This window comes from Amycolatopsis sp. NPDC005003 (assembly GCF_053600695.1).
Genome location: NZ_JBSGAI010000068.1, coordinates 24,585 through 36,596, shown reverse-complemented (window position 1 = coordinate 36,596; position 12,012 = coordinate 24,585). Strand labels below are relative to the sequence as shown.

The 12,012-nt window shown below is 70.9% G+C and carries 16 protein-coding genes; all 16 read left to right on the top strand.

Annotated elements, in window-relative coordinates; translation table 11 throughout:
• Window positions 1–209 precede the first annotated feature (209 nt).
• Window positions 210–578 carry a histidine triad nucleotide-binding protein gene (locus tag ACWED2_RS44530; protein ID WP_449696555.1) on the top strand — a complete coding sequence of 123 codons (369 nt, stop codon included), beginning with the start codon at window positions 210–212 and terminating at the stop codon, window positions 576–578.
• An 86-nt stretch (window positions 579–664) separates the two neighbouring features.
• A complete protein-coding gene (locus tag ACWED2_RS44525; RefSeq protein WP_449696554.1) occupies window positions 665–1,732 on the top strand; it encodes a PhoH family protein in 1,068 nt (355 codons plus the stop codon).
• Window positions 1,729–2,295 (top strand): rRNA maturation RNase YbeY, encoded by a 567-nt coding sequence (gene ybeY / locus ACWED2_RS44520; RefSeq protein ID WP_449696553.1) that lies wholly within the window; start codon window positions 1,729–1,731, stop codon window positions 2,293–2,295. The genes ACWED2_RS44525 and ybeY overlap by 4 nt, the downstream gene beginning before the upstream one ends.
• Before the next feature lie 9 nt (window positions 2,296–2,304).
• Window positions 2,305–3,648, top strand: coding sequence for a hemolysin family protein (locus ACWED2_RS44515; RefSeq protein ID WP_449696552.1), 1,344 nt, complete (start codon window positions 2,305–2,307; stop codon window positions 3,646–3,648).
• A complete protein-coding gene (locus tag ACWED2_RS44510) occupies window positions 3,641–3,979 on the top strand; it encodes a cytidine deaminase (protein WP_449696551.1) in 339 nt (112 codons plus the stop codon). Before ACWED2_RS44515 ends, ACWED2_RS44510 begins: the two co-directional genes overlap by 8 nt.
• Window positions 3,976–4,872: a GTPase Era gene (gene era / locus ACWED2_RS44505; protein WP_310972441.1), complete on the top strand. Its 897-nt coding sequence runs from the start codon at window positions 3,976–3,978 to the stop codon at window positions 4,870–4,872. Before ACWED2_RS44510 ends, era begins: the two co-directional genes overlap by 4 nt.
• Window positions 4,873–5,050: 178 nt before the next feature.
• Window positions 5,051–5,419 (top strand): CD225/dispanin family protein, encoded by a 369-nt coding sequence (locus ACWED2_RS44500; RefSeq protein WP_449696550.1) that lies wholly within the window; start codon window positions 5,051–5,053, stop codon window positions 5,417–5,419.
• Window positions 5,420–5,445: 26 nt separating this feature from the next.
• A complete protein-coding gene (locus ACWED2_RS44495; RefSeq protein ID WP_449696549.1) occupies window positions 5,446–5,796 on the top strand; it encodes a CD225/dispanin family protein in 351 nt (116 codons plus the stop codon).
• A complete protein-coding gene (locus ACWED2_RS44490) occupies window positions 5,793–6,245 on the top strand; it encodes a DUF2752 domain-containing protein (RefSeq protein ID WP_449696548.1) in 453 nt (150 codons plus the stop codon). Before ACWED2_RS44495 ends, ACWED2_RS44490 begins: the two co-directional genes overlap by 4 nt.
• Window positions 6,246–6,426: 181 nt before the next feature.
• Entirely contained in the window at window positions 6,427–7,473 is a 1,047-nt protein-coding gene (locus ACWED2_RS44485) for an RDD family protein (RefSeq protein WP_449696547.1), read from the top strand.
• 71 nt (window positions 7,474–7,544) lie between these two features.
• Window positions 7,545–8,006, top strand: coding sequence for a CD225/dispanin family protein (locus ACWED2_RS44480; protein ID WP_449696546.1), 462 nt, complete (start codon window positions 7,545–7,547; stop codon window positions 8,004–8,006).
• A gap of 51 nt (window positions 8,007–8,057) precedes the next feature.
• Window positions 8,058–8,855: a DNA repair protein RecO gene (gene recO, locus ACWED2_RS44475; protein ID WP_449696545.1), complete on the top strand. Its 798-nt coding sequence runs from the start codon at window positions 8,058–8,060 to the stop codon at window positions 8,853–8,855.
• A gap of 40 nt (window positions 8,856–8,895) precedes the next feature.
• Window positions 8,896–9,711, top strand: a complete 816-nt coding sequence (locus ACWED2_RS44470; RefSeq protein WP_449696544.1) for an isoprenyl transferase — start codon at window positions 8,896–8,898, stop codon at window positions 9,709–9,711.
• Window positions 9,708–10,133, top strand: a complete 426-nt coding sequence (locus ACWED2_RS44465; RefSeq protein ID WP_449696543.1) for a YbjN domain-containing protein — start codon at window positions 9,708–9,710, stop codon at window positions 10,131–10,133. The genes ACWED2_RS44470 and ACWED2_RS44465 overlap by 4 nt, the downstream gene beginning before the upstream one ends.
• A 120-nt stretch (window positions 10,134–10,253) precedes the next feature.
• The gene (locus tag ACWED2_RS44460; protein WP_449696542.1) at window positions 10,254–11,267 is read left to right on the top strand and encodes a permease; all 1,014 of its coding nucleotides are present in this window, start codon (window positions 10,254–10,256) and stop codon (window positions 11,265–11,267) included.
• Window positions 11,264–11,983, top strand: a complete 720-nt coding sequence (locus ACWED2_RS44455; RefSeq protein ID WP_449696541.1) for a TIGR03943 family putative permease subunit — start codon at window positions 11,264–11,266, stop codon at window positions 11,981–11,983. The genes ACWED2_RS44460 and ACWED2_RS44455 overlap by 4 nt, the downstream gene beginning before the upstream one ends.
• The last annotated feature ends 29 nt before the right edge of the window (window positions 11,984–12,012 follow it).

Below are 12,012 nucleotides of genomic sequence, written 5' to 3'. Positions count from 1 at the left end.
CGCGCCGGGGTTCTGGTTTCGTCGTGTTCTGTGGGGGTCGCCCCCCCACCCCCCCCGCCGGGGGCGAGCCCCCGGACCCCCCGCGGCTTGGGTGGGTTGTTTCGTTGGGCTGGGCGTGTTGCCTGCTCGGCGGCCTTCGGCCTTCTCGCTGGGCGGTGGGGGGTGAAGCTTGGCGGTGTGGTGTGGTGTGGGGTCGATAGGGTGCTCTCATGAGCGGAACTGAGGACGAGACCCTGTTCGAACGGATCATTGGTGGGGAGATCCCCGCCGATGTCGTCTATCAGGATGAGACCACCTTTGCCTTCCGGGATATTCGGCCGCAGGCTCGGGTGCACGTGCTTGTCGTTCCTCGGAAGCGGTACCGGAACGTTGCCGAGCTCGCCGCCGCCGATCCGCAGCTGCTGAGTGATGTCGTGGCCACCGCTCGTAAGGTCGCCGAGGCCGAGGGGATCCTCGAGAGCGGGTACCGCCTGGTCTTCAACACCGATGCCGATGCCGGGCAGACCGTCTTCCACGTTCACGCCCACGTTCTCGGCGGAGAGCCGCTGGGGCTGTTCGGGGCTCCGGACGAGGACTAGGGAAACCGGCCTGCGTCCTGTCGGTGGGTGCCAGTAGCATCGGTGGGGTCCGTTCTCCCTCACCGAGAAAGCAGGCCTGAGGCCACGTGGCCGGAACCGTACCGGGTGGTGCCGCCCGACCCGACGTCCCCGGAGACGTCGCCAAGACCGAGGATGCCTCCGTCCAGGCCGCGCAGTCCCGGTTTCCCATCCCCGACGCCGCCGCTCTGAGCCTGCTCGGCTCCCGCGACGAGAACCTGCGGGTCGCCGAGGAACTCCTCGCCGCCGACGTGCACGTCCGCGGCAACGAAGTCACCCTGACCGGCACCCCCGCCGACGTCGCGTTCGCCGAACGCGTCTTCACCGAGCTCGTGCAGCTCGCCACCGGCGGCCAGCAGGTCGGGCCCGACACCGTCCGGCGCACCGTCGGCATGCTCTCCACCGGCGACGCCTCCCCGGCCGAGGTCCTCAGCCTCAACATCGTCTCCCGCCGCGGCAAGACCATCCGGCCCAAGACGCTGAACCAGAAGCGCTACGTCGACGCCATCGACAAGCACACCGTCGTCTTCGGCATCGGCCCCGCCGGCACCGGCAAGACCTACCTCGCCATGGCGAAGGCCGTCCAGGCCCTGCAGGCCAAGCAGGTCACCCGCATCGTGCTGACCCGCCCGGCCGTCGAAGCCGGCGAGCGCCTCGGCTACCTGCCCGGCACCCTGAACGAGAAGATCGACCCGTACCTGCGGCCGCTCTACGACGCGCTGCACGACATGGTCGAACCGGAATCGATTCCGCGGCTGATGCAGGCCGGCACCATCGAAATCGCACCGCTGGCCTACATGCGCGGCCGCACGCTGAACGACGCCTTCATCATCCTCGACGAGGCCCAGAACACCACGCCCGAGCAGATGAAGATGTTCCTCACCCGGCTCGGCTTCGGGTCCAAGATCGTCGTCACCGGCGACATCACCCAGGTCGACCTGCCCAGCGGGCAGCGCAGCGGCCTGCGCGTCGTGCGCGACATCCTCACCGGCGTCGAAGACCTCCACTTCGCCGAACTCACCAGCCAGGACGTCGTCCGGCACAAACTCGTCGGCGACATCGTCGACGCCTACGAGAAGTGGCAGGCCGTGCAGGACGCCCAGCAGAACGACGGCTGGAAGGGCAACCGGCGTTGAGCATCGAGATCGCCAACGAGTCCGGCGTCAACGTCGACGAGACGTCCATCGTCTCCGCCGCCCGCTACGCCCTCGACAAGATGGAGGTCAGCCCGCTCGCCGAGCTGTCCATCCTCCTCGTCACCCTCGAGGTCATGGAAGACCTGCACGAACGCTGGATGGACCTCCCGGGCCCCACCGACGTGATGGCCTTCCCGATGGACGAGCTCGACTCCTCCCGCCGCCCCGACGCGCCCGACGCGTCACCGGCACTGCTCGGGGACATCGTGCTCTGCCCGGCGTTCGCCAAGGACCAGGCCAAGACGGCGGGCCACGCCCTGATCGACGAGCTGCACCTGCTCACCGTGCACGGCGTGCTCCACCTCCTCGGCTACGACCACGCCGAACCCGCCGAGGAGCGCGAGATGTTCGCCCTCCAGAAACGCATCCTCGGCGAGTACCAGGACGCCGTCGCCGCCCTGGACAAGCGGGACGCCCAGCGCAGCACCGACGACCGCGTCCTCGGCATCGCCGGGCTCGACGCCCCGGCCGCCGCCGAACCACCCGCCGGGGAAACGCCCTAGGCGCCAGCCATGGAACAGCTCTTCTTCGCGATCGCGCTCGTCCTCCTGGCCGGCGTGTTCGCCGCGGCGGACGCCGCGATCAGCACCGTGTCGCAAGCCCGGGCCGACGGCCTCGCCCGGCTCGGGCTGCCCGGCGCCCGGCACCTCGCCGCCGTCGTCGCCGAACGGCGACGGCACATCAACCTGCTGCTCCTGCTCCGCCTCGGCTGCGAACTCACCGCGACCGTGCTGGTCACCGTGTTCGTCGGCACCCGGCTCGCCCCGCTCGGCCTCGCCGTGCTGGTCGCCGCCGTCGTCATGGTCGTGGTCAGCTACGTCCTCATCGGCGTCGGCCCCCGCACCCTCGGCCGCCAGCACCCCTACCGCATCGGCCGCTACGTCGCCGGGCCCGTCCGCGTGCTCGGCTCCGTCCTCGGCCCGCTGTCCCGGCTGCTCATCCTCGTCGGCAACGCCATCACCCCCGGCCAGGGCTTCCGCGAAGGTCCGTTCACCTCCGAGGTCGAGCTGCGCGAGCTCGTCGACATGGCCCAGGAACGCGGCGTCGTCGAGGACTCCGAGCGCGAGATGATCCACTCGGTGTTCGAGCTCGGCGACACCGTCGCCCGCGAGGTCATGGTGCCGCGCACCGAGATCGTCTGGATCGAGCGCGACAAGACCGTCCGGCAGGCCCTCGCCCTCGCGCTGCGCACCGGGTTCACCCGGCTGCCGGTGATCGACGAATCCGTAGACGACATCGTCGGCGTCGTCAACATCAAGGACCTGATGACCGGCTACCTCGACCCCGACGGGCCGAGCACGGTCGTCGACTCGGTGATGAACCCGGCCTCCTTCGTCCCCGACTCGAAACGGCTCGACGAGCTGCTCAAGGAAATGCAGCGCTCGCACAACCACATGGCGATCGCCGTCGACGAGTACGGCGGCACGGCGGGCCTGCTCACCATCGAGGACGTCCTCGAGGAGATCGTCGGCGAGATCACCGACGAGTCCGACGCCGACGAACGCCCCGAAGTCGAGGAGCTCACCGATGGCGCCGTCCGGGTGTCGTCCCGGATGAGCGTCGACGACCTGGGCGACCTGTTCGGCATCGACCTCGAAGACCACGACGTGGAGACCGTGGGCGGGCTGCTCGCGGAACGACTGGGTAGGGTCCCGCTGCCGGGGGCCGAAGCCGAGGTCGCCGGCCTTCGGCTGTTCGCCGAAGGGGGCAAGGACCGGCGCGGCCGGATGCGGATCACCTCCGTGGTCGTGCACCCGGCCGACGCCGAGGCGATGACCGACCCCGTCGACCGGACGCGCCGCCGCACGCGCCTGCCCCACCCCGACGAACGCGACAGGAGCGTCGAACATGCCTGACCTCGAGGCCGAGGACCAGAAACTCGTCACGCTGGCCCGGTCCTCGCGCGCCCGCATCCAGGCCCCCGAGGGCGCCGCGGTCCGCGACACCGACGGCCGCACCTACGCCGCGGGCACGGTCGACCAGCCGTCGTTCAAGCTCACCGCGCTCCAGGCCGCGGTCGCCGCCGCCCTGTCCAGCGGCGCCGAGGGGATCGAGGCCGCCGCCGTCGTCACCGGCGAAGGGCTGCTCAAGGGCGCGTCCGTGCACGCGGTCCGCGACATCGCGAAGTACGCCCCGATCATCCTGGCCAACCCGGAGGGCGAAGTCCTCGAGGTGCTGACCCGATGACCGAGCACCGTTCCGGCTTCGCCTGCTTCGTCGGCCGGCCCAACGCCGGCAAGTCGACGCTGACCAACGCCCTCGTCGGCACCAAGGTCGCGATCACCTCCAGCAAGCCGCAGACCACCCGGCACGCGATCCGCGGCATCGTCCACCGCGAGGACGCCCAGCTCGTCCTGATCGACACGCCCGGCCTGCACCGCCCGCGCACCCTGCTCGGCGAGCGGCTCAACGACATCGTCCACACCACCTGGTCCGAAGTGGACGTCGTCGGCTTCTGCGTCCCGGCGAACGAGAAGATCGGGCCCGGCGACAAGTTCATCGCCGCCGAGCTGCAGAAGATCGCCAAGCGGACTCCGGTGATCGGCATCGTCACCAAGACCGACCTCGTCCAGCCCCAGCAGGTCGCCGAACAGTTGCTTGCCCTGCAGCAAGTGATGGACTTCGCCGAGCTCGTCCCGGTGTCCGCCGTGGACGGCTTCCAGGTCGGCACCCTGGCCGACCTGCTGGTCCAGCGGCTGCCCGAGGGGCCCCAGCTGTACCCGGGCGGCGAGCTCACCGACGAGCCCGAGCAGACCCTGGTCGCCGAGCTGATCCGCGAGGCGGCGCTGGAAGGCGTCCGCGACGAGCTGCCGCACTCGATCGCCGTCACCGTCGAGGAGATGCTGCCCCGCGAAGGCCGCGACGACCTCGTGGACGTGCACGCGTTCCTCTACGTGGAACGGCCCAGCCAGAAGGGGATCATCCTGGGCCACAAGGGCGAACGGCTGCGCGAGGTCGGGGCGACCGCCCGCAAGAACATCGAGGCGCTGCTCGGCTCGAAGGTCTACCTCGACCTGCACATCAAGGTGGCCAAGGAGTGGCAGCGCGACCCCCGTCAGTTACGCCGGCTGGGCTTCTGACCGGCGCATTCCCACGTCGCGAAAATCCTGGTCTCGATTCGGTCGCGGCGGGACGAAACGCGGGGCGCGCGATGATCTCGCCCCCTACAGTCTCGGCTTCGACCACATCGCGGCCGGTCGGGGCGGCTGCGGATCCCAGTGGTCGTCCATGGAGCACGACGAAGGGGAACGACCGACCATGAGCGACAGCCAGGGCATGCCCAACTACCCCGGCGACCAGCCGAACCAGCCCGGCGGGCAGCCGAACTACCCCGGTGGGCAGCCGGGTGGCTACCAGCCGGGCCCGCCCCCGAGCAACAACCTCGTGTGGGCCATCCTGACCACGATCCTGTGCTGCCTCCCGTTCGGCATCGTGTCGATCGTGCAGGCCGCGAAGGTGAACGGCCTGTGGGCGCAGGGCCAGACCGCCGCCGCGCAGGAGGCCGCCAACTCGGCCAAGAAGTGGGCGATCATCTCGGCGGTTGTCGGCGTCGTGTGGCTCGTGCTGTGGATCATCCTGATGATCGCGGGTGTCTTCACGTTCGGCACCACCACGCCGCGATACTGACGTAACCCAGCAGCAGGAGGATCCCGGTGACCGACCAGTACCCGCCGCCGTACCCGCCGCAGGGCGGGCCCGGCTACGGCTATGGCTACCCGCCGCCGAACTACGGGCCACCGCCGGAGAACAACCTCGTCTGGGCCATCCTGAGCACCGTGCTGTGCTGCCTGCCACTGGGGATCGTCGCGATCGTCAAGGCGAACCAGGTGCACACGCTGTGGTACCAGGGCCACCACGCCGAGGCGCACAAGGCCGCCGCCGACGCCCGCAAGTGGGCGATGTGGTCGGCCATCTCGGTCGGGATCCTCCTGCTGCTCTACGTCGTCTTCATCGTGGTGATGATCGTGTTCGTCGGCATGAACGCGAGCAGGCTGACACCGTGACCACGACCGTCTACACGGGATACCCCGCCCGCGGCGCCAAGGCCAAGCTGCGTGCCCTCGGCGCACCGATGGCCGTCGTCGCCGGGCTCGGGGCGTGCTGCGTGGCCGTGTGGATCGGCGACCCGACCACGCCCGGCGGCTTCCTGCCGATCTGCCCGACGAAGGCGCTGCTCGGCATCGACTGCCCGGGCTGCGGCGGCATGCGGATGGCCTACAGCCTGATGCACGGCGACATCCCCGCGGCCCTGCACTACAACGCCGTCTCGTTCGTCGTCGTGCTGCTGCTGGTGTGGAGCACCGTCGCCTGGACCCTCGGGCGCCTGCGCGGCCGCGCGATGAACAGCTGGCTCCACTGGAAGTGGACGCCGCTGGTGTTTTCCGTCGTGTTCGTCGTCTGGTTCGTCATCCGCAACCTCCCGTTCGCCCCGTTCACCGGCCTGCGCGTCTGACCCTCCGGCGGCCGGGAACCGGACGGCCACGGAGCGCGTCGGACGGGCGTGGGATTCACCCGGACAGCTGAAGCCTGGGCGGCGAGGCCGCAGGTGAACCGAGTACGCTCCCGCGGACCGGGCCGATGAGGGCGGATCCGTTTCCGCATGTCGGGGAAGTGACCAGCGAGGGGAAGACCCAATGACCGATCCCTACGGGCAGCAGTCCTTCGGGCAGCAGCCCGGTGGCCAGCAGCCGTTCGGCCAGCCGCAGCCGGGGCAGGCGCCGTACGGGCAGCCCGCGCCCTTCGGGCAGCAGGCGCCGTACGGCCAGCCCGCGCCGTTCGGCCAGCAGGGCAACCCCTTCGGCCCGCCGCAGAACTACGCGAGCTGGGGACAGCGCGCCCTCGGCTGGCTCGTCGACATGGGACCGCTCGCCCTGCTGTACCTGATCCTCATCCCCCTCGCCTTCGCCGGCGGCGACGGCTTCTCGATGGTGGCCGTGATCGGCTCGCTCGCCTGGATCGGCTGGTCCGTCTACAACCGGTGGATCCTGCAGGGCAACACCGGGCAGTCGATGGGCAAGCGGATCGCGAAGATCAAGCTCGTCCGCGAGGACACCGGGCAGCCGATCGGCCCCGGCATGGCGTTCGTGCGCGATCTCGCCCACTTCGCCGACAGCGTCATCTGCTACGTCGGCTGGCTGTGGCCGCTGTGGGACGACAAGAACCAGACCCTCGCCGACAAGATCATCGGCACCGTCGTCGTCAACGCCGACACCGCGGCCGCGCCGCTCGCCCAGCAGGGTGCGCCGGGGTTCGCCGGCGGCTTCCCGCCGCCGGGGCAGCAGCCCGGCCAGTTCGGCCAGCCGCAGCCCGGCGGTTTCCCGCAGCAGCCCGCGTCCGGGGGCTTCCCCCAGCAGCCGCAGTCCGGTGGCTTCGAGCAGCAGCCCGCCGCGGGTGGCTTCGGCCAGCCGCAGCCGGGCGGGTTCGGCCAGCCGCCGTCCTCCGGCGGCTTCGCGCAGCCCCCGCAGCCGGGTGGTTTCGGGCAGCAGCCCGGTCAGCCGCCGGGCGGTGCCTTCGACGAGCAGGCGGAGCGCACGCAGATGCTGCGCCCCGGCTCCGGGAGCGCCTTCGACGAGCAGGCCGAGCGCACCCAGATGCTGCGCCCGGGCGCCCCGGCCGAACCCGAGGCGACCCAGAAGATCCAGCCGGGCCAGTTCGGCCAGCCGCCGAACGAGCAGCGCTGACCTTTCCGTTCCTTCCGCACCACCGCCGGAGTCGCCCGGCGGAAGTTCACGAATAGTTGGGGTACCAAGTCATGACCAATCCCTACGGCCAGCAGCAGCCCTACGGCCAGCAGCCGCAGCAGCCGGGCTACGGCCCGCCGTCCGGCGGCATGCCCGCGCCCTACGGCCAGCAGGCGCCGTACGGGCAGCCCGCGCCGTACGGCCAGCCGCCCACCGGCGGCTTCGGCGCCCCTGGCTACGGCATGCCCGGCGGCGGTGGCGACATCAACGCCATCAAGGACTACAAGGGCTGGGCGATCGGCTCCATCTTCCTCTGCTGGATCCTCGCGATCTTCGCGATCATGAAGTCCAACGAGGTCCAGACGTACAAGATGCAGGGCAACTACGCGATGGCGGAGCAGGCCTCGCGCACCACGAAGACGCTCTGCCTGATCGCCACCATCATCGGCGCGCTGGGCTGCGTGCTGACGATCGTCTGGATCATCGTCGCGGCCACCGCCGTGAGCACGTACTGCACGGGCTACTACTGCTGACTCCGCGGGGCGCTCCACCCCGGCATCACCCCGAAGTGGGACGATGTCGGGGTGGTGAACCTCTACCGCGACACCGGGGTGGTGTTGCGCACGCACAAGCTGGGTGAGGCCGACCGGATCGTCACCCTGCTGAGCAGGCGGCACGGCAAGATCCGCGCTGTGGCCAAGGGCGTGCGGCGCACCTCGTCGCGCTTCGGGGCCCGGCTGGAGCCGTTCGGCCACGTCGACGTGCAGTTCTACACGGGACGCACGCTCGACGTCATCACCCAGGTCGAGACCGTCGACGCGTTCCAGGTGCCGCTGGTCGCCGACTACCAGCGCTACACCGCGGCCAGCGCGATCGCCGAAACCGCGGACCGGCTCTCGGCCGAAGAGGGCGAGCCGGTGCTCAAGCTGTACCTCCTCGTCGTCGGGGCGCTGCGGGCGCTGGCCGAAGGCGAGCGCGATGCCTCCCTGGTGCTGGACGCGTTCCTGCTCCGCGCGATGTCCTACGCCGGCTGGGCGCCCGCCCTCACCGAGTGCGCCCGCTGCGGCCTGCCGGGTCCGCACCCGGCGTTCAGCGTCGCCGCGGGCGGCTCGATGTGCTCCGACTGCCGGATCGCCGGCTGCGTGCACCCCGCCCCCGAGGTCCTGGACCTGCTCACCGCCCTGCTGCACGGCGAATGGCCGCTGGCCGAGGCCACCCTGCCGGGTACCCGCCGCGACGCGAGCGGGCTGGTCGCGGCGCACCTGCAGTGGCACCTGGAGCGGCAGCTGCGGTCCCTGCCCCTGGTCGAGCGACGCGCCCGGGAGGCCGCGGTGCCCTCCGGGGTTTCGCCCCGAGCCGGGGGCTCCGCCACCGGGCAGTAGGGTCGGGCTGACCGGTATCACCCATCCAGGGAGGCTCGCAGTGCTGCGCAGGGGACGCGAGAACAAGGCGTCGCGATCCGAGCTGCGGGCCCCGGATCCGCACCCGTCGGGCGCGAAACCACCGGAAATCCCGCGCGAGCTGGTGCCCAAGCATGTCGCGCTGGTCATGGACGGCAACGGCCGCTGGGCCAACCAGCGCGGCCTGCCGCGGATCGAGGGCCACAAGCGCGGCGAAGCGGTGATGATCGACGTCGCCAGCGGCGCGGTCGAGCTCGGCGTCAAGTGGCTCTCGGTGTACGCGTTTTCGACCGAGAACTGGAAGCGCAGCCCCGAAGAGGTGCGGTTCCTGATGGGCTTCAACCGCGACACCATCCGCCGCCAGGTCGACTACCTCGGCTCGATCGGCGTGCGCATCCGCTGGGCCGGGCGGCGGCCCAAGCTGTGGGCGTCGGTGATCAAGGAGCTGCAGGCGGCCGAGGAGAAGACCAAGCACAACACGGCGCTGAACATGACCATGTGCGTCAACTACGGCGGCCGTGCCGAGCTGGGTGACGCGATGCAGCGGATCGCGCAGGACGTCGCGGCCGGAAAGCTGAACCCCGACAAGGTCAACGAGAAGACCATCGGGAAGTACCTCTACCAGCCGGACATGCCGGACGTGGACCTGTTCCTGCGGCCTTCGGGCGAGCAGCGGACGTCGAACTTCCTGCTGTGGCAGTCGGCCTACGCCGAAATGGTCTACCAGGACACGCTGTTCCCGGACTTCGACCGGACCCACCTGTGGCGGGCCTGCCTGGAATTCGCGAAGCGGGATCGCCGCTTCGGCGGCGCGGTCGACCAGGCGGCTTCTTCGTGAGCGCCACGGAAGCGGCCGAAACCGGGGAACTGCTGACCCGGGCCCGCGAGGCCTTGGAGCGTTACCTCGAGGTCCACGTCGACGACGACGGCGCGCTGACGTTCTCCCACGGCGGCGTGCCGTGCGTGATCCAGGCGACCCGGCTCGGCGAGGGCCTCACCGTGCTCACGCTGACCTGCGTGGTCGGCTGGGACCTGGCGGACGCGCCTTCGCTCTCGATCGCCGTCGCCGAGCGCGCGGGGCAGGGGCTGTTCGGGACGCTCGGGGTCGGGCATTCGGACAACGGCGTCGACGTCACGCTGCGGTACGCCTTCCCCGCGGCCGGGCTGGACGCGGCGGCGCTCGGCACGTTGCTGATGCTGGTGGTCTCGACGGCTTCGCAGCTGCGGACCGATCTGCCCGGAATCGTGCTCGGCGACTGACCCGTCCGGGGTGGATTTTTCACCGCGAACGGAGGATCGGGTACCGAAACGGACCGTCATCCTCCGTTCGCGGCCCGTGCGGGTCCGGTCCTGTCGGACGGTCCTGGCATCATCGCCGTCGTGAACACCGTTACCGACACCGAGGCCGAGCCCGGGCGGCGCACGCGCCGGTTCCGGATCAGCTCGGTCGAAGTGCTGTGCGCGATCCTGCTGATCGCGATCCTCGCCCAAGGCCGGCTGCAGCAGCTGTTCGACGTGCCGGCGTTGCGCACCGGCTCGACCGTGTTCGTCGCGGTCTGCGTGCAGGCGCTGCCGTTCCTCGTGCTGGGCGTGCTGATCAGCGGGGCCATCGCCGCCTTCGTGCCCGCGCGCGTGCTGGAGAAGGTGCTGCCCCGCCGCGCCGGGGCGGCCGTCGGCGTCGCCGGGCTGGCCGGGGTCGCGCTGCCGGGGTGCGAATGCGCTTCGGTGCCGGTGGCCCGGCGGCTGATGGGGCAGGGGGTGGCGCCGGCCGCGGCGCTGACGTTCCTGCTCGCGGCGCCGGCGGTGAACCCGGTGGTGCTGGTGGCGACGGCGGTGGCGTTCCCGGGCAAGCCGGAGATGGTGCTGGCGCGGTTCGCGGGCTCGCTCGCCACGGCGATGGTGATGGGCTGGCTGTGGGCCCGCTGGGGCAAGCTCGAGTGGATCACCGAGCGGGCGCTGCAGCGTCTCCCGGACGTGGCGGGCGGACAGCGGTGGCGGGTGTTCGCCGAAACCGCGCGGACGGACCTGGTCGAGGCCGGCGGTTTCCTGGTGCTGGGCGCGTTGATCTCGTCGGCGCTGAACGTCCTGGTGCCGGCTCGCTGGTTCGGCGTGCTGGGCGGCCAGCTCGTGCTGGGCGTGGTGGTGATGGCGGTGCTGGCGGTGGTGCTGGCGCTGTGCAGCGAGGCGGACGCGTTCGTGGCGGCGTCGCTGACGGCGTTGCCGCTGCTGCCGAAGCTGGTGTTCCTGGTGGTGGGCCCGGCGATCGACGTGAAGCTGTTCGCGTTGCAGGCGGGCACGTTCGGCAGGTCGTTCGCGGTGCGGTTCGCGCCGGTGACGTTCGTGGTGGCGGTGGCCTGCGCGCTCGGGGCCGGATTCCTGGTGGGGGTCGCGTGAAACGGGAAACCCAGAACATCCTGCTGATCCTGCTCGGCGGGGCGCTGGTCAAGATCGCGGCCAACGGCGACTACCTGCGGTACGTCAAGCCGGCGCAGCAGCCGTGGATCCTCGCGGGCGGCGCGGTGATGGTGCTGCTGGGCGCGGTCGCGATCGTCCGCGACCTGGTGGCGTCGCGGAAGGCCGTTCCCGGCGAACACGACGGCCACTCGCACTCGGCGCGCCCGGCGTGGCTGCTGCTGGTGCCGGTGCTGGCGGTGTTCCTGGTCGCGCCACCGGCCCTGGGCGCGGACTCGGTGATCCGCACCGAGGCCCGCGCCCCGTCGACCGCGGCGGCGGCCAACGCGGCGGCGTTCCCGCCGTTGCCGGCGGGGAACGTGGTGCCGTTGACGGTGAACGAGTTCGTCACCCGCGCGGGCTGGGATTCGGCGGGCACGTTGAACGGCCGCCGGGTTTCGCTGACGGGGTTCGTGGTGCACACCGACGGCAGCACCCTCCTGGCCCGGCTGGTGATCAGCTGCTGCGCGGCGGACGCGTTCCCGGTGACGGTCCGCCTCCGCGGCGGCGAAGCGGACCAACTGGCCAGCGACGCGTGGATCCAGGTGACGGGCGAGGTGGTCCCGGGCACGGCCACGAAGGACAACAGCTACACGCCGGACTTCGCTCCGGTCTCGGTGACGCCGGTATCAGCACCGAAGGATCCCTACGAGTACTGAAATCCACGTACCCAGAGGGTCGGCCTGCG